General features: G+C 51.9%; 11 protein-coding genes. 6 read left to right on the forward strand and 5 right to left on the reverse strand.

Features of this window, described 5'->3' with window-relative positions; translation table 11 throughout:
• Positions 1-284 precede the first annotated feature (284 nt).
• The 3 genes from LKK83_RS28290 (at position 285) to LKK83_RS28300 (ending at position 4,009) form a co-directional block, all read left to right on the forward strand.
• Positions 285-1,823: a SagB/ThcOx family dehydrogenase gene (locus LKK83_RS28290; protein WP_324634803.1), complete on the forward strand. Its 1,539-nt coding sequence runs from the start codon at positions 285-287 to the stop codon at positions 1,821-1,823.
• Positions 1,824-1,982: 159 nt separating this feature from the next.
• The gene (locus LKK83_RS28295; protein ID WP_324634804.1) at positions 1,983-3,236 is read left to right on the forward strand and encodes a DegT/DnrJ/EryC1/StrS family aminotransferase; all 1,254 of its coding nucleotides are present in this window, start codon (positions 1,983-1,985) and stop codon (positions 3,234-3,236) included.
• A 485-nt stretch (positions 3,237-3,721) separates the two neighbouring features.
• A complete protein-coding gene (locus tag LKK83_RS28300; protein WP_324634805.1) occupies positions 3,722-4,009 on the forward strand; it encodes a DUF2470 domain-containing protein in 288 nt (95 codons plus the stop codon).
• 110 nt (positions 4,010-4,119) lie between these two features.
• On the opposite strand, the gene mnmE is transcribed toward LKK83_RS28300, so the two are convergent.
• On the reverse strand, positions 4,120-5,505 hold the full coding sequence (gene mnmE / locus LKK83_RS28305) for a tRNA uridine-5-carboxymethylaminomethyl(34) synthesis GTPase MnmE (RefSeq protein WP_324634806.1): 1,386 nt from the start codon (positions 5,503-5,505) through the stop codon (positions 4,120-4,122).
• 368 nt (positions 5,506-5,873) lie between these two features.
• On the opposite strand from mnmE, the gene LKK83_RS28310 reads away from it, so the two are divergent.
• Positions 5,874-6,515 (forward strand): DUF2062 domain-containing protein, encoded by a 642-nt coding sequence (locus tag LKK83_RS28310; protein WP_324634807.1) that lies wholly within the window; start codon positions 5,874-5,876, stop codon positions 6,513-6,515.
• A 148-nt stretch (positions 6,516-6,663) separates the two neighbouring features.
• Positions 6,664-8,904 carry a tetratricopeptide repeat protein gene (locus tag LKK83_RS28315; protein WP_324634808.1) on the forward strand — a complete coding sequence of 747 codons (2,241 nt, stop codon included), beginning with the start codon at positions 6,664-6,666 and terminating at the stop codon, positions 8,902-8,904.
• Positions 8,905-9,223: 319 nt separating this feature from the next.
• Here the strand turns inward: LKK83_RS28315 and LKK83_RS28320 are convergent, their stop codons facing one another.
• From LKK83_RS28320 to LKK83_RS28335, 4 genes are all read right to left on the reverse strand, one after another.
• Positions 9,224-10,804: a WD40 repeat domain-containing protein gene (locus tag LKK83_RS28320; protein WP_324634809.1), complete on the reverse strand. Its 1,581-nt coding sequence runs from the start codon at positions 10,802-10,804 to the stop codon at positions 9,224-9,226.
• Between the two features lie 176 nt (positions 10,805-10,980).
• A complete protein-coding gene (locus LKK83_RS28325) occupies positions 10,981-13,059 on the reverse strand; it encodes an S-layer homology domain-containing protein (protein ID WP_324634810.1) in 2,079 nt (692 codons plus the stop codon).
• A gap of 362 nt (positions 13,060-13,421) precedes the next feature.
• On the reverse strand, positions 13,422-14,102 hold the full coding sequence (locus LKK83_RS28330) for a class I SAM-dependent methyltransferase (RefSeq protein WP_324634811.1): 681 nt from the start codon (positions 14,100-14,102) through the stop codon (positions 13,422-13,424).
• A 291-nt stretch (positions 14,103-14,393) separates the two neighbouring features.
• Positions 14,394-15,704 (reverse strand): homoserine dehydrogenase, encoded by a 1,311-nt coding sequence (locus LKK83_RS28335; RefSeq protein ID WP_324634812.1) that lies wholly within the window; start codon positions 15,702-15,704, stop codon positions 14,394-14,396.
• A 962-nt stretch (positions 15,705-16,666) separates the two neighbouring features.
• Here LKK83_RS28335 and LKK83_RS28340 point away from each other — a divergent pair.
• Positions 16,667-18,754: a serine/threonine-protein kinase gene (locus tag LKK83_RS28340; protein WP_324634813.1), complete on the forward strand. Its 2,088-nt coding sequence runs from the start codon at positions 16,667-16,669 to the stop codon at positions 18,752-18,754.
• Positions 18,755-19,066 lie beyond the last annotated feature (312 nt).

The following is a 19,066-nucleotide window of genomic DNA, read 5'->3' on the forward strand; positions in this document are numbered from 1 at the left end:
CCTCGTAGGGCTTAGGCTGGTCAGCTACCTAAAGTCAGGGGCTAGAAGCCCCGTCTCTTTAGAGCGGGGTGCTGACCCTCGATCGAGCATTTAAAATAGGGTAACAAAAATCCCCAACACTTAACAGTGTTCGAGACTCTCTCTTTCCACAGAGAACCGGGAGTCCCTGGCGCGGATGCCGGGAGTCAACCCGATCCGGGGTTGGGTTTCGGGAGGGAACCGCCAAATTCTGCAGTAAGAATGCCAAAATCGAAACATTACGTTCGATCTTCATCCAACTTCCTATGCCAGAACTCAAAGATTCTATTGCCCAACACTACCACGATCGCACCAAATACGATCCGCAGACCCTGGCGGCGAAGAGCCATCAGTTGGACTGGGAAAACCAACCGCTGCCTTTCAAACAATACAAGATTGGAGCCAAAATTGATTTAAAACCCTATCTGAAAAAAGAATCTACCGCAGAGGAGACAGACGCACAGCGCAAGGGATTGACCCGTTTATCGCGCCTGCTGTTTTGTAGCTATGGCCTAACGGCGAAACTCGCCACCATTACCGGGACGCCAATTTACTTGAGAGCCGCCCCTTCTGCTGGGGGATTATATCCGGCGGAAGTTTACCTAATCTCCTTGGGAACCGCCTATTTACCCAAAGGCTTGTACAACTACCAGACCCAAACCCATTCCTTGGTGCGCTTTTGGGATAGCGACCCTTGGCCAGAGCTGCAAGCGGCCTGTTTTTGGCATCCTGCCTTAGAGCATACCCGAATTGCGATCGTCACCACTGCCATATTTTATCGCTCAGCGTGGCGCTATCAAGACCGGGCCTATCGGCGCATTTTTCTCGATACCGGCCATTTGCTGGGCAACTTGGAGCTAGCTGGCTCCTTATGCGACTATCGACCGCATTTAATTGGCGGATTTAACGATGAAGCGCTGAACGGATTGCTGTATTTAGACTCCGAGCAAGAAGCCACCATCGCCATCGCCCCCCTGGCGGATTTGCTCGATTTCAATCAAAACCTGCCTCAATATCGCAGCGCCTTACCCTCCGCCACCCACACCGAGTATCCCGAGATTCCCGATGGGGAATTGCTTGGCTATTTTCACCAAGCCACCGAAATCGAGTCCGATACCACTGGGGTGGGAGGATGGTTCGGTTCGGATTCCGATGAGGAACCGCAAGAAGATAAGTACAACTTTCCGTTTTGTACGAAAGTCTCGACCAAAACCGCACCCATAGACTGGAAGGAAAATCTGGAAGGATTGGAAACTACTATCCTGAAACGGCGGTCCACCCGCGCCTATAGCGGTGCCCCCCTGACGATTGAGGAACTCAAGGCGCTGCTGGATTTTACCTATCATCCAGAACATTACACCTATGCCACCTTGGATGGCTATCCGGACTTTTTTGATTTGAGCTTGCTGCAGACCTTTGTGGCGGTGTCTTCCGTCACTGGGTTAGATGAAGGCTGTTATTACTATGCGCCGAAGGCGGAAGAGTTGCGCCAAGTCCGGTTTAAGAATTTCCGCCGACAGTTGCATTATTTGTGCTTGGGGCAAGATTTGGGGCGAGATGCCTCGGCGGTGGTGTTTCAGACGGCGGACTTGAATAAGGCGATCGCTAAATATGGCGATCGCGCCTACCGCTATTTGCATATGGATGCCGGACACTTGGGCCAACGCCTCAACCTCGCGGCTATTTACATGACTTTAGGCGTCAGTGGCATCGGCGGCTTTTTTGATGACCAAGTGAACGAAGTCCTGGGCATTCCCGCCGATGAAGCGGTAATCTATATCACAACCCTGGGCCGACCTCGGTAAGGTGAACGGATAGGCAGGGATGAGAAATGAAGTATGAAATTGTCAATCTGAAACCCAACATTTCATACTTCAAACTTTCCAGTTTGAATGGTCTCGATCCTGCGTTCCTCTCCGGTTGCGCTAGAGTAGGCAATTACTGTTTAGATGAGGAGTGAGGCAATGTGGTCGCGCAAACGCTTTGATATTGATTATTCGGATTTGGTTTATGGCTTGGGGGCTGCTTTGAGCTGTCCGCCGCAAAAACGCGCCATAATCCAAACCGAGCTAGAACGCTGGTGGGGTGAAGATGCCAGGGGAGCGGCGATCGCCTGCTTATCGGTGCGATCGGGGTGGGATTTACTGCTGCAAGCGCTGAATTTGCCGCCGGGAAGCGAGGTGGCAATCAGCGCCCTGACGATTCCGGATATGATTGCTATCGTTCGCAATCAAGGGCTGATTCCGGTACCGATTGACTTGGATCCGGCAACGATGGCACCGGATCCGGCGAGTTTGGCAAAGGCGATCGGCCCCCAGACTGGGGTGATTTTAGTGGCTCATTTATTTGGGGGACGGGCAAATATCGAACCCCTGCTAGCGGCGCGCGATCGCTACGGGGCAATTTTGGTGGAAGACTGCGCCCAAGCCTTTACCCCGGATTATAAAGGTCATCGCGAGGCCGATGTTAGCTGTTTCAGTTTCGGCAATATTAAGTTTGCCACTGCTCTCGGCGGCGCATTGCTGCGCGTTCGCGACCCGCAATTGCGCGATCGCATGAGTCAAATCCAAAGCGCCTATCCCCTGCAAGATCGCTTTACCTACACCACTCGGTTGCTCAAATATATGGCCCTCAAGGCTCTTTCCACTCGCGCCGGGTTTTCCTCGCTGATTTTTCTGTGCCGACGGTTGGGGATTGACTATGATTTCGTACTCAATCAAGCAGTGCGCGGGTTCCCCCGCACCGAACTGATTCCTAGGTTGCGTCACCAACCTTGCGCCCCGTTACTCACCCTGCTGAGTCGTCGCCTACAGCGCTACACGCCAGCCCGTCTGGCTTCCCAGGCTGATTTGGGCAAAACCCTGGTGCGGCTGTTACATGAAAGCGGCAATCAGTTTAGGGTTCCGGGTACCGCCAACAGTCCCCATTCTCATTGGGTGGTGCCGATTGTGGCCGAGGATCCGCACGCGGCGATCGCCTCTTTGGCGCAAGCCGGTTTTGATTCCACTCAGGGAAATAGCATGTGCGTGGTGGATCCGCCGGAGACCCATCCGCACCTGGTGCCGGTGAATACGCGCTCGATTTTCGAGAAAATGGTTTATCTGCCTTGTTATCCGGCGATGAATGAGGCAGCATTGGAGCAGATGGTTCGCGCCCTGCAAGCCGGATATGCCACGAATGCCACCGGGGCGATCGCCAATTCCCTTCCCCTGGCCTAACTCTCGCCCGATCGCCGCTTGATGCCACTGCCACAGAATTGCAAACCCTTCTATCATGGTGTCATACCGAATCCGGTCGCTCTCGGTGTGCAGGAGCAAAAGCCCGCACCCGAGAAGGGTGAAGGTCAACGAACCGCCCTTATCGGGTGCGCGAACCTTTCACACCCTACCCGCCGGATTGGGTCTCACCCCCGATTTTTTGCCAATGCTTGACAAATTGTCAAACCTATGATAATGACTCGGGCATCAGCAACACGCCTAACCCGATTTTGCGAGGAATTTACCGATGGCAAACCCAAAACCCACCCCCGTACTGCGCTCTTTTTTTAGTATTAGTTTGTTCGTAATTCTGGTTATTGCTGTGGGCTTTTTGACCTGGAATTTTGTCATTGCGCTAGCCGATAAATTTGCTTAATTCGGTTGTGAAGAAAACCCTAATAATCGTAAGATAAACGAAAACAAATCAAAAGCAAAGGAGTTGTTTTATGGCCGATATAATCACCGAAAAAGTCAGCGATCGCATCTGCACTCATATGAACGACGACCATGCGGATGCCGTACTAATATACGCGCAAACCTATGGCGAAACCCCAGAAGCCACTTCCGCCAAAATGCTCTCCATCGACCCTCTGGGCATGAACCTCACCGCCCAAGTTGACAATCGCGCCGTGCCGGTGCGAATTACCTTCGATCGCACCCTGAAAGATTCCGAAGACGCGCACCATACGTTAATCGACATGCTGAAAAAAGCACGGCAAACCCAATCCGCTTAATCCGCAACCAACCGCGCGTCACCCCCGCTCCAAATTGCTGGAATATCAACCCAATCCACACCGGGGGTGACGCACCGGCCCAATTAAAATCCCACCGAGGAATCGTGAGGTTATTTGCCAATACAAAACCGACTAAATATTCTATCTAACACCGATTCGGTCACTTCTTCCCCAGTGATTTCACCTAAAGCTTGAATCGCACCGCGCAGGTCAATGGTCCAAAAATCTAGAGGCAATTGATTGCGAATGGTTTCTTGCACTTGTAGCAGAGAAGTTTTCGCCCGGGTCAAGGCAGCTTCTTGACGCTGATTGATAGCCATATCCAGATTAGCCGCTTGTAGATTGCCTAGATTCACCGCATCTAAAATCGCTTGTTCTAATTCCTCGATGCCTTGATTGTTCGGGACGGAAGTTTTGACAATTTGAGAGAGATTGTCCAGGGGAGGTAAAGGCGGAAGTTGTGCGACCAAATCGATTTTATTGAGGATTAAAATCAGCCGACGATGGTTGACATGGTGGTAGATTTCTTCATCTTCGGGAGTCCACCCATCTTCTGCAGCGATGGTGAGGAGAACCAGATCGGCAGAATTTGCCGCTTTGCGCGATCGCTCTACGCCAATTTTCTCTACTTGGTCTTCGGTTTGGCGAATTCCGGCGGTATCGAGCACTTGTACCGGAATCCCTTGCACCACTAACTGAGATTCCACCACATCGCGAGTAGTGCCCGGGAGGTTGGTAACGATCGCGCGATCGCTGCGACTCCAGGCATTCAACAAACTAGATTTTCCCACATTCGGACGTCCGACAATAGCCACTTTTAAGCCGGTCCGTAACAATTCCCCGCGATCGGCAGTGGCTAGAATTCTTGACATTTCGCCCACAACCCGGTTAATCTGTTGGATAATTTCCGGCTCATTTAATGGGGGCAAATCTTCTTCAAAATCGATTCGGGCTTCAATTTCAGCCAGGATATCCAGACATTGGGCGCGTAAGGAGCGAATCGGGTGAGCCAATTTGCCTTGCAATTGGGCTAAGGCGGCTTCCGAAGCTGCCGGCGATCGCGCCCCTACCAAATCAGCAATACTTTCGGCTTGGGTTAAATCCAACCGTCCATTTAAAAACGCCCGCAGGGTAAATTCTCCCGGTTGTGCCAGTCGCGCCCCGGCTTCCAGGCACAGTTGCAATACTTGCTGCACTGGCATAATTCCGCCGTGACAGTGAAATTCCACCACATCCTCGCGGGTGAAAGAGCGCGGCGCTTTCATAATCAGCAGCAAGGCTTCATCGACGAGGGCTTGAGTTTGCGGATGGTGAATGTAGCCATAAAGGATGCGGTGGCTGTCCCAGGGTTGCTTTCCTGGGGCGCGAAATAACGTTTTCGCGATCGCCACCGCCTGCGCCCCGGAGAGGCGCACGATGCCAATACTGCCTTGTTGCGGTACGATGGCCGTAGAGATAGCGGCGATCGTCTCGCGCTGCAGGATCTGCTGTGTCATGTTTCCCCTCCCGGTTGAGATTCCCAAAATTTATCTTCTGCGATCGGGGTACCTAAAACGGTGGGTGCAGGTTCAATCCCGATCGCACTCCCGATCGCTGCGGTAGCCCAGGCTATCCTAAGCTAAACTACCGCAACAGTGCTGCCAGAGAGTTTCTGTGCAAAAATCCGCCATTTCCGACTCAATTGGTCTCTATTGTCAATTGTAGGAGATTGAGGCATCAGGGATTTGTCCGGTGGGCATTCCCCGCCGAGATGAAAACACAGTGCCGCTGTGGTTGCATTGACTTCCCAGATTTTTGCCAAGATCGCCTAATGTTCTACAAAATAAAGAAAGAATGTTATCCAAAGACGAACGAAAATCCGACAATGAATCAACTCTCATGGTGGCTAGCTGCCAAAAAACTGATATTCGCCCTTGCTAAGGGATGGAAAAACTTACAGCAGCAGGTAGTTTCAGAAAAACGACTCCGCAAAATCCGTCAGGCGATCGCAAGAGGGCTGTTTGGCGAGGGTAAATCCCAATCCCCTTGGCAGCGACGCCTGCGCTACTGGTATTGCCGCTTACTTCGCCAAAAAGGCTCTCCGGAGTTTCTCGCCCGAGGATTGGCGGTGGGGGTATTTGCCGGGTTGTTCCCCTTGTTTGGTATCCAAACCCTGTTTGGCATCGCCCTGGCTATCCCCTTTCGCGGGAGCAAACTGCTCGCCGCCGCCGGCACTTGGATTAGCAATCCTATCACCTATGGACCGATTTATTTTATCAATTTTGAAGTGGGGCAATGGCTGCTGGGAAGTCACGAAGTCTTCGAGATCGAAAACTTGGAATCCGTAGACGCCTTGCTCGAAGTTGGGGCAGAGTTTATCACCAGCTTGTTTGCAGGCAGTTTGGTGATGGCGTCAGTGTGTTCCCTGGTGGCGTATTGTGTGGGGCTAACGGTGATTCGTCGCTGGCGTGGCGAAGGGAATGGGAACTGGACAGGAAAATTTAACCGGGAGTTGGATCCGAATTAAATGCGATCGCCTTTGCTTTGCCCGACTTGATTTCAAGGGCGATCGCCTGCTTGTCCCAACTTCCCGGGGAATCCGGTAGCATTTTTGATAAATTCCGATACCGCATCGGGCGCTTGATGCATGTCATAATCAATAGAAATTTTGCCTTTTGGGTGCAGCAATGATCGGCCAAATTTTAGATCGACGTTACCGAATTACCAAAGTCCTCAGTTCCGGACAATTCGGACAAACCTATTTAGCAGCGGATACTCATCGTCCGGGGTATCCGCAATGTTTGGTGCGGCAACTTCGTCCCCCAAGCAACAATCCGCGCACCCTGCAAATTATCGAACTTCTTTTTAAAAAAAAGGCCGAATCTCTGGAAAAACTGGGCAAACACGATCGCATTCCGCAACTGCTAGCATTTTTTGAGGAAAATAAAGAGTTTTATCTGGTCGAAGAATTCATTCCCGGACGACCCCTTGCCAGCGAAATCGGTCACGGAAAACCGCTCAACGAAGAACAAACCCGATACTTATTGCAGGAAGTTTTAGAAATTTTGGTGTTCGTTCACGGACATGGTATCGTTCACCGCGATATTCGAGCGGATAATATCGTGCGTCGCCATCAAGATGGTAAATTAGTGTTAATCGATTTTGGTCCGGTTAAAGAAATCAGCTATCAACTGATGAAGGCGCAGGGACAATCGGTGGAAAATGGCACGGGCCGCATTGACAGTTATATTCCTTACGAACAATTTCAAGGTAACTTTTCTTATAATACCGACCTTTATGCAGCAGGCGCGATCGCCATTCAAGCCCTTACCGGGTTTTCGGCACCAGAAGTGGGCAAACTGCTCAAAAGCACTCACAATTCCAACGGCAAACACTGGCCTCACGGGGTTAATCTCACTCTAGAATTTCGCGAGATCCTGGATAAAATGGTGCATCCCGATCCGAGCCAACGGTATCAGTCGGCAACGGAAGTGCTGGCAGACCTGCGAAAACTCAACGCCGCTTCCTCGGGGCCGGCACCGATTCCGCTACCGCCACCGCCCCCTCCCCGATCGCCCGAAGAAGTGGCCGCAGGCAATGTGCCAGTGTCGCGGGGTCGCACTGGCCGCAGGTTCTCGCCCCCGATCGCGATTTTACTGGGCATCGGGGCGGCGATCGCTCTGTTGGTTATCGGGTTGATTATGTATAATCGCTTGTCCAGCCAGCGGGTTGCCCCCTTACAAGATAGCAGCGCCGCCCTTACCGATAGGGAGGACAGTGAAGCGACCCTAGACCAGCTCGATCGCGCCGTGTCTCAGGCTCCGAACGACCCGGAGGCGCATTACCAGCGGGGTAATGTGTTATACAAAAAAGGCGACTACGAAGCGGCGATCGGGGATTATACAAGTACCATTCGCCTAGATCCGGAGCGGGTAGATGCCTATTACAATCGCGGATTGGCGCGCTACGAACTCGGGGAAGATGCCACCGCCGTAGAGGATTTTACCGAAGTCCTGCGACGCAAGCCCACGGATGCGGATGCATATTACCAGCGGGGGCTGGCATATCACGGCATCGGCGACTATGCGGCTGCTATTGCCGACTATACAAAAGCGATCGACCTGAAGCCGGAATTGGCAAACCTCGCCTATCTCAATCGCGGCTTATCCCGTTCGGCGGCGGATGACAAACAAGGGGCGATCGCCGATTATACCAAAGCCCTGAAGCTAGATCCGAAAAATCCCGATACCTATTACAGTCGCGGGCGGGCGCGATTCTTTCTGGCAGACTATCAGGGAGCGATGGAGGATTATAGCGAAGCGATCGCCTTAAATCCGGAAGCCTCCGCCTATTATACCAATCGCTGCGGCGCTTACTTGAATTTGTCCGAGTACGAAAAAGCGATCGCCGATTGTACCCAAGCCCTAGAACTGGATCCGAAAGATGCCACCGCCTCTGGCAACCGCTGTATCGCCTATATGAATCAAGAAAATTACCCGCAAGCCGTGGTGGATTGTACCGAGGCGATTCAGCTCGATCCCGATAATGCCAAATTGTATAGCAATCGCGGCTTGGCCCGGGCAAAAGCCGGGGATTTGGAAGGCGCGATCGCCGACTACACCCGCGCGATTCAAGCCGTCCCCAGCGATGCCGTCGCCTATAACAATCGCGGCGAAGCTTACGCCAAACAGGGCAACTTCGCCCAAGCGATCGCCGACTATACCCAAGCCATTCGCTTAAAACCCGATTACGATAGTGCGTATTACAACCGAGGCATGGTTCGCAGTCAGTTAGGAGATAAACCCGGGGCGATCGACGATTTGCAAAAAGCCGGCACCCTCTGCCTCGATCGCGGCATGGCCGGCTGTTACAATGACGCCCAATTCCAAATTCGCCAGTTACGCGGCGAGGAATGATATAATGTTAGTTTGAGGCCAACAAAATAAAAAGGCAAACCAAATCAAAAGCGGGCGATTAAAATCGCACCTCGGCAAACCACATAAAAAGCGGGCGATTAAAATCGCACCTCGGCAAACCAAGTCCGCCTACGCGGACTAATTCGTTTTAACCCTATAGCTTCCAACTCGACGGATAAAAAACCACAAATGACCAATGACCAATGACCAATGACAAAGGACAAATGACCAATGACCAATGACCAATGACCAATGACAAAGGACAAAGGACAAATGACCAATGACCAATGACCAATGACCAATGACAAAGGACCAATAACTAACCCCCTTCAGACAGAATTTGCCAAATTTGGATGCGATCGCCACCCAGGAGAAGGGTGCGATCGGCAGCAAACGTGAGGTATCGGGCGGGGGCGATCGCCGTAGCGATCGGGCGTCCCGTGGCGATATCCCACAATTGAGTCCCCGCTTCGCTAGTGGAGGCGATCGCCCTCCCATCCGGGGTAAACGCCAAGTCGTAAACGTACTGAAATGCGTCTGGTAAAGCGACGGTTTGCTGGCGCTGACCGGATTGTAAATCCCACAGGGTAAACTGACGATAAGTTCCCGCCGCCACCCTCTGTCCATCGGGACTAATTGCCAATGCTTCCACCACAAAACCAAACTCTCCCGCTTCCAGAGTGCGCACTAAGGTACCATTGAGCAAATTCCACACTTTCACCCGATTATCCAGATGACCGCTGACTAACGTGCGCGCGTTGGGGGTGAGAGCGATCGCGGTGACATCGGCAGAATTCGGCAGGGTCAAGGTCAATCGTCCGGTTTCCAACTCCCACAACTCGATGCCTCGGGGGCTAGCGGTGGCCAAGGTGCGCTGGTTGGAGGTAATCGCCACCCCTTGTACCCCCCGATTTGCCGCATCCGGCACTCTGCGGTTCAGGGTATTGAGAATTTCGCCCGATCGCAAGTTCCATAAAATGACCTTGCCCTCCGCATCTCCACTCACCAAAGTGCGCTTGTCCGCACTTATCGCCAATGCCTTCACCGGCGCGTCATGCCCGCGTAAAGTCGTCAGTAACTCCAATCCGCGCCAATCCCACAGTTGGATGCCCTGGTTCCCGCTAGCGGTGGCCAACAAGCTGCGATCGGGACTGAGGGTCATTGCTCTCACTTCTCCGGGCGTGGCGATCGCATTAGCCAATTCTAACCCTTCCCATCCTAAATTCACTCCAATCCTCGGCGCGAATTGCAAAAAGCGATCGATAGGAATCGCGGCATTGACAAAGGTGGCATTTTCGTTTAATCTTGCTTGAATCGCCACTGCCCTTCCCCAAGCATCTAACACCACGCCACCGCTGAGAGTGGGTTGCAATGCACTGGTATAGATTAACCGATAGTCCGGGGAGGGAGTATTGCCCGGAAAAGATACCCACTCCCCGGCAGCAAATAAAGTGGTTTGCGGTTCGGTGGCCACGGCGAGATAGATATTCGAGTCCGAAGGAGAGGCAAGCTGTGCCACGGGATAGTCGCGATCGCTGGTAAACTCCACCACCGCCAAATCCCCCCCGGGCAAACGCCGCACGCGATCGCCACTCACCCGATAGCGCCGACCATCCGCCGTGAAAAGCTCCCACCTCTCCCCCCCCGAGAGCGCTTGCTGGGTAGTGAGAACCGAGTAAGTATTCCCCTGTCGCCCCACGATCGCCCCAGAACCGCTCGTTTCTCCGGAAATATACACCGAGATATTTTTGGCAATCTGATTCAACTCCGCGATTGCCAGTGGCGCATTCCCCTCTCGCGTCTGCGCGATCGCCCGCGAAGGTAACGCGGGGGGAAAGCCGGTTCCGGTTGCGATCGCCGCCCCGAGTAATATCGCCGTCATCTGTTTGAATAAACCCATAAGGTTAATCCGCCATCAAAAATAAAGTATCAAAAACATCCCTCGGCCAGGGGGCATATTGTCTGCACTCTTGCATTCGGAGGGATCGGATCGCACAGGATTAGTCCGCTGAGGCGGACAACGAAAAGCCCAGGCGCGATTTCAATCCCTCGCATCGATTGGCTTTCCGTTCCGTCTCACTGCTGCGACACTTCCCAGATTTTGATATCCCACCCGCCTGCAACCAGGGTTTGGCCGTCTGGGGTGAAGGCGATCGCCTGGGCGAAGGTGGGGAAAACATGCAGCAGCGCGCCGGTTCGCACGTTCCAGACGCCGATCGCTTCCTCATCCCCTTCTTTCCCGCTACTGACGAGGTTCTCTCCGTCCCGGGTAAAGGTCAAATCCACAAACGATGCTGCCGGATCGCGGGCGAGGGTGCGAAGTAAATCCCCGGTGGCAATATCCCACAGGCGAACGCTACCCTCGCTACCAGTTGCCAAGGTTTGATTGTCCGGACTGATGGCCAAAGCGTTTACGGGGTTGATATCGGCGGAAATCGTGCGAACTAACGCGCCATTATCCACCCGCCAGATTTTCACCAATCCGTCATCGCTGCTGCTGGCAACCAATTGCCCATCCGGACTGAGGGTTAATCCCAAAATCGAACTCCCATGTGAGTTAATCGTGAGGGTGGATTCGCCGGTATTGAGATTCCAAAAGATAATCGTGCGATCGCGACTGCTGCTAATCAGGGTATTGCCATCCGGGGCGATCGCCACACTGGTGATTTCGTCCCCATGTTCGGTGAGGGTATTTTTTAATTCTCCCGTTCGCAAATCCCAGATTTTTAGGGTCGCGTCTCCTCCGCCACTGACCAAGGTTTTGCCATCCGGGGCGATCGCTAACGCGCCGACGCGGGTGGAATGTCCGGGCAAGGTGCGAATCAACTCCCCACTTCGCAACGACCACAGATTGATCTGACCGTTATCCGGTCCGAGATGACCGCTTGCCATCACCGACCCTTCTGGCCCGATCGCGAGCGAAACCGCATCCCGCGACGCTTTCACCGGTTCGCAACTGCGGTTTCCTTCCCCATCGCTGACGCATTTTTCTATAGTCGAATCCCGGTCGATTCCCGAGGGTTGAAAGTTTAAAATACTGGTGAGTACGGCATTTTGCCATTGGGAATTGGCCGCCGCGATCGGCATTTCCTCTGGGGTGGCAATTTCGTCAGGGATATCCAGTTCTTGCGCCCCTGCGGTTTCCTCGGGGGTATCCAGTTCTTGCGCCCCTGCGGTTTCCTCGGGGATATCCAGTTCTTGCGCCCCTGCGGTTTCCTCGGGGGTATCCAGTTCTTGCGCCCCTGCGGTTTCCTCGGGGGTATCCAGTTCTTGCGCCGTTGCGGTTTCCTCGGGGGTAGGGGATGGCGAGGATAATTCTTCCGCCGGGGTGGAAGCGATCGCAGGTTGTTGCGCGATGGCAACATACTCTTGTGGAATCAGCGCCACTGGTTGCGAACTCGCGATCGCCTGACAGAGAAATGCCGCCAGTTCCCCGCGACTCACTGGTTCGGTGGGATTCAAGATGCGGCGATCGGGATAATTCACCACCAGTCCTTGATTTACCCCTGCCGCGATCGCATTGCGGGCAAAATCCGGAATCCCATCCCAATCTGCCAGAGATGCTTCCAAAATCGCCATCGGATCCGAGGGGGATTCGTACTTCAACCCCCTTGACAATAACGCCAACGCTTGCCACCGAGGCAGTTCCTTCGTCGGATTGAAAATTCGACCGGAGTAACTGGAAATAAATCCCCGGGTATAAGCTGCTTCGATAATATCCCGCGCCCAATAATCCGTAGGAATATCCACAAATTCAATTCCGTCGCGCACCTGTTCGGAGTCGGGAAATGCTCTGCCAATCACCGCCGCATATTCCACCCGCTGCACCGGATCCTCTGGGCGAAAATTTTCCTCGGAAAACACCGTCAGAATGTCCCGCGCGGCCAAATCTTCAATGCAACTGCGCGCCCAATGGTTCTGAATATCGGAAAAGACCACCTGCGCCCATACCGGAAACGGTAGTGAAACCCAAAACAGGGTGCCCCCTGCCAATATCAGCACTGACAAAGGCACCCGGGGTGGGGATTTCGCCGCTTCCCTCCCTCCGGGTAGGGAAACTGCTTGACCTCGCGCCACCGTTGGATGAGTGCTACCACGAAAAATCGTCGGGAGTTTATGCCAGAAGTTCATCGCTAACCACAACCATGCTGCCAAAAGTGTTAACCTGGGTGAGCATCGCCTCTCCCCCGAGTTTATCTTAATGAATTTTCCGGGAAAAAAACAGTCTGCGACTCTGGAAAAGGCGGTGCTTTCACTCATCGGTTACATCGTTCTCCACCAGGGGAATCAATTTTTCCCGACAACCCAGGCAAATGCAAAAGTCTGTTTTCCCTTTTGCACCGTCTCAACCCTCGCCATTTTTCTCTCCTATCCGGATAGGTTGTTCAAAGGTTGGTGCTGGTTTTTTCTCTGGAGGAAATTAATGCGTTTCGCTTTCCTTACTCGTTGCCAGCACTGGTAGGGTAAGCATTGCCCACCCTACAATTTACTGCCCCATGCATTCTTCCCCAATTCGATTAAACCGACTCGCGCGAAACTAACAGAATATCTTGCGCGGATAAAAACTCGCTTCGACCGCACCAAGACCCATAATAAATCGGTTGCTTCACGGTTAAACCGAATTTTTCGCACTGCTGTAGCACAAATTCCTCTTCATAAGCAACGGCGGATTCCGGAACCTCTTTGCTGATGGTGCGATACTGGTCAAACTGATAGTTGAATGCAATATTGCTCTGGGCCGATTCTATCAAAGCGCGCGATTCTTCATTGAGCAAATAAAGGGTCAGCAATGCGCGTCCGCCCACTTTTAAAACCCTGGCAATTTCGCTGAAGTAATTCTCCAATTCTTCGGGTAAAATATGCGTTAAAACCGAGGTTAAAAAGACAAAATTAAAGTTCTTTTTGGGGTAAGGGAATTGATAGTTACTGGCGCTATAGCGTCCCGTAGGATTGTAAGATTTATTGTAAATATCCGCCAGTTGGAAGTGAAAATTGGGATACTGAGGGGTAATAAAGTCTTGGCACCATTTTATCCCGGTTTCGACGATATCAAATCCTTCGTAAGTGCCTTGTGGGTTGAGATATTCGGTCAGGGGAACCGCCATCCGTCCCACACCACATCCCACATCTAAAACGCGATCGTCGGGTTGCAATCCGCATAAATCGATAAAATAGCTGGCAAATTCGCGGCCAATCATTTTAAAACTCCCCCCGACAAATAATCGTAAGGGTTTGGGGGGGAGTAATTCGGGGGAGTGTTTCGATTTGATTGTGGATGGTTGATTGACCATAAAAGGTTGGCTTTAGAGTAGGGATGGGAGATGAAACAAAAGGGTGAAAATGGGTGGGAATGTTGGCTGGAAATAGGCTGTTAAGTGTGTCTAAAACCAGGGGTTCTGGGGGAGGCGGAGCCTCGGGGAGACGTTCCCAGGCAAGAGCCTGGGAACGAGTTAAGCCTGGGAACGAGTTAATCTCCGGAAAAGAAAGGGTTACAAGACGCGCAGGAGACTGGGGATAGAAGCGATCGCCTCTAACTGGCGAATTTCCTCTAATGCCTGGTTAAAATTGCCTTCGCGCACGTCATGGGTGACTACCACAATTTCCGCCCGGTTGTCGCGCATTCCGATTTGGACGACGGATTCCAAACTCACCCCATTGTTGCCGAAAATCGTGCCTAATTGACCGATAACGCCGGGATAATCTTCGGTAAGAAAGCGGGTGTAAAATCGCGTCATCACATCTTCCATTGGGGCGATCGCGCAATAATGGTGATGCGTGCAACTCAGTAGCGGATGAGGAATCGGTTCGGTTTCCGTTTTCAGCACTGCCGCCACATTTAAAATATCGGCAACCACCGCACTTGCCGTAGGACCAGCGCCGGCACCTTTGCCATAAAACATCACTTCGCCAATGGGTTCTCCTGACAAGAAAATGGCATTAAATACCCCATTAATATTGGCCAAGGGATGAGATTTCGGCACCAAGGTGGGATGTACGCGCAACTGCAATCGGTCTTCGGTGGATTGTGCCGATTTCGGGTTATCTTCGCGCTTAGCGATCGCCAGCAACTTGATAACAAACCCGAGTTTATCCGCATAGGCGATATCCGCCGCATTCACCTGACGAATGCCTTCGGTATAAATTTCTTCGCGCTTAATGCGTCCTGCAAATGCCAAAGAAGCGAGAATAGCAATTTTATCTGCTGCATCCAACCCATCCACATCGGCGGTGGGGTCTGCTTCAGCGTAACCCAAGTTTTGCGCGTCAGCGAGAACCTCGGCAAAATCAGCCCCCTCATCTTGCATTCGGGTGAGGATATAGTTCGTGGTGCCATTGACGATGCCGATCGCGGTATGGATCCGGTTGCTGCCTAAGGATTGTTTTAGGGGTTGAATCACCGGAATACCGCCGCCCACTGCTGCTTCTAGCATGACATAGATGCCCTTTTCGTTGGCGGCGGTAAAGATTTCTTCGCCGTAACGCGCGATAACCGCTTTGTTGGCGGTGACGATATGTTTCCCGTGGGAAATTGCCTGTAAAATGAGCGATCGCGCCGGTTCGAGGCCCCCGATTAATTCCACCACAATATCAATTTCGGGATCGGTGACGATCGCTTCTAAATCCGCCGTCAAGATATCCGTCGGAATGTCCACCGAACGGGGTTTATCCGGCGATCGCACCCCCACTTTGGCGATTTCCAATTCCTGCAATAACGGATGACGCCCCGCCGCATCCAGCAGGATTTGCGCCGTTCCCGTTCCAACCGTTCCCAATCCCAGTAAACCGATTTTGAAAGTCACAATCTTTTCATCCGTAACCGACTATTTCAATCCCATCAAAGGGATTCGTAGAGACGCTTGTGGCGTTTCTACTCCCACCAAGCACGTTGAGGGTATCCTACCACAGTTTGAACGCTTCGCACCCACTTGTTTTCCCTTGCATCTGATTTGTGCAATTGGGCAGGGATCCGCCACCGAGCTGCATGGCGGATCGCGGTCCAGAGCGCCACGGTTTCCCCTAGGGCGATCGGCGCGCCCTAGGAGGGGCGATCGCAATTGGCACTGGGCGCAGATGGGGTGTCGTTATTCAGGAGTTCCACATCGGCGTATCAGTCATTAGGCATCTGAAAGGGTGGGCATTTTGTCCTCATAGTTTTGCCACCCCCCGGCAAACATGATGCAGGCGTTCATCTGGCACAATCGAGTGCATTCATCATTTCTGGGAAAACCCGGGGTTAAGCGATTGTAACTGTTGGTGGTTTAAGCGATTAGTCATTGAATTGGGTTCCGGTAGCGTTCTGGAGGTTCGCCCTGTGCGAACGCTGATTTTCGTTCCCTTGATGGAGCGTGCTAATATAACTCGAAATTTATACTAAATATTTTTAAAATGCCCCGTTAGAGGGTATCGTGCGATGCGATCGGCACCAGTGACTTTAGCGCCTCTCAAATAAAAGCGGTTTTGTAAACTGAACTTGCAGCAGGGTAGCTGAATGAACTTGCGCGATGCACATGAGACAAATTTTGTCAATCTTTTTTTTAAACGGAGGCTGGAGAAGGTGCGAAGAGACCGAGAAATCCATAATTGGCGGTGACTTCTCGATTAAAGTAGGAAAGAGGGGTCAGCGCGATTTCAATCCCCTGAGAATCGGATTGTGGCATAATCGAGTGGCAACCATGCAAGCGAAGAATGGTGTCATTGAAATTCTCGCGTCCCTCACGGGGGTAGGGTCATCAGCAGTTAGTACAACAGAATCACTGGTAATATGCGCGGAACAATACTTGGTGGGCGGTACAATATCATCAATACCTTGGGGAGTGGCGGATTTGGCACCACATTTCTGGCCCAGGACCGGCATCTCCCCGGAACTCCGTTGTGCGCGGTTAAGCAATTGAAACCTGTGGCAACAGATCCGGCAACGCTACAGATTTCCAGACGATTATTCGATACGGAAGCGAAGGTGCTGCACGAGTTAGGACATCACGAGAGCATTCCGAAGTTATTTGCCTATTTTGAAGAAAATCAAGAGTTTTATTTGGTGCAGGAATTCGTCGAGGGACGGGATTTAAGTGAAGAAATCGTTCCGGGCGATCGCCTGGATGAACCGGCGGTGATTTCTCTGCTGCAAGAACTGTTAGAAATATTGGCTTTCGTTCATCAAAAAAATGTAATTCATCGGGATATCAATCCGCGCAATATCCTGCGGCGCAAGGGAGATAAAAAATTAGCGTTAATTGATTTCGGCGCGGTGAAACAGCTCACCACTCAAATGGTGAATGCCGGTTCGCAATCTCCGGTGAGTGTCTGTATAGGGACTCCCGGATATCTTCCCAGCGAACAAGCGAATGGCAATCCGAAACCCAGTAGCGATATTTATGCGGTTGGGGTTCTCGCCATTCAAGCGCTGACAGGATTGAGTCCGACTCAATTTCCCCTAGATCCGCAAACGAATGAAATTAACTGGCATGATGCGGTAGAAGTCAGTACGCCGTTGCAGAACGTTATCGATAAAATGGTGCGCTATGACTTTCGCGATCGCTATCCTTCAGCAGTGGAAGCGTTGCAGGCAATCAATGATTTGAGGCAACCCACGGCGGCGACATTTCCGGTGTCTCCGGCGTTGGTTGCGCCACCCAAACTGACGGCGGGGCGATCGAAACTTCTCGTGGGGGCGATCGCGGTGGCGGTTCTCGGTCTCGGAACTGCGATCGCGTCGGTTTCGATTATGAATACGATTAATTCTTCTACCGCCAGCGAATTGTATAGCAAAGGGCTAACCCTTTCGAGTTTGAATCGCTATGAAGAAGCGCTGAAATCGTTTGAAAAAGGGCTGAAAATTAAGCCAGATTTTGTAGACCTGTGGGAAAGTAAAGGAGAAACGCTGTATGAGTTAAATCGGTATGAAGAGGGACTAGATGCGTTCGATCGCGCCATTCAATTGAGTCCGAGTTCTGTAATGGGTTGGCGGGGACGGGGATATGTGCTGAATCAATTAGAGCGCTTTGAAGAGGCGATCGCGGCGTTTGAAAAGGCGATCGCTCTGTCTCCAGACTCCGCTCAATCTTGGTCTGGCAAAGGAAATGCCCTGGTGAAGTTACAGCGCTACGAAGAAGCGATCGCCGCCTATGATGAAGCGGTCGAGTTGCAACCAGACTATCCGGAAGCGTGGTACAGTCGCGGGTGGGCTTTGCATCAATTAAATTCCTACGAAAAGGCGTTTGAATCTTACGATAAAGCGGTTAATTATCAATTTGATTATCCCGTAGCCTGGTATCATCGCGGCAATGTGTTGATGCAAATGAAGGAGTATAAAAAGGCGGTGGAATCTTACGATAAAGCCGTGCGATTTCAGCCGAATTTTCATCAAGCGTGGTACAGTCGCGGCAGTGCGTTGTCTCATTTGGAAAAGTATGAAGAGGCGATCGGGTCTTATGAAAAAGCCGTTAAATTCAAACCCAGCTATGAAGAAGCCTGGTATCATTTAGGCTGGGCACGCCACGAGCTGCGTCGCTACGAAGCGGCGATCGATGCCTACAACAAAGCTCTAGATTTAAACCGCAATCACAATCGCGCCTGGTACAACCGAGGCAACGCCCTTTACAATTTAAACCGCTATCAAGAGGCGATTTATTCCTATGATGAAGCCGTGTATGTGAAACCAGACGATGCCGAATCCTGGTATGGAAAGGGCAATTCTCTGGTCAAATTAACCCGCTATGAGGAGGCGATATCCGCTTATGAAAAAGCCTTGCGCTACCAACCGGATTACAACGCCGCTAAGGACGGCAAAAAACAAGCCGAAAAAGAAATAGAGAAGCGTCAAAAAGCACAAGAAGAAGAGCAAAGTCGCTAATGTTAATACTCCTTCTGTTGGATGAGAACGGTACGAACCCGATGGGTGGGAGGATAGCAACCTGCAGCGAGACCGCTTTCGCAGATAATTGCGATCGACCCGTCTTTCTCATTCCCGATATCGATCCTGCATCCAACTGGGGCAATTTTTCCCGCGATATAGCTGAGGCAAATTGTGGTAAAATATAGGGTAACTTTGCACAAAGTGGAGGAGTAATGGCGGAAGTGACAGCGGAGTGTCAGGGACTCCGTAGAAACCAACCCCATGTCTAAAGCCAGGGGCTTGTACTTCTAACCACCTGACCAGCCTAAA

It is taken from the genome of Phormidium sp. CCY1219, assembly GCF_035615515.1.
Lineage (GTDB): Bacteria > Cyanobacteriota > Cyanobacteriia > Cyanobacteriales > Laspinemataceae > CCY1219.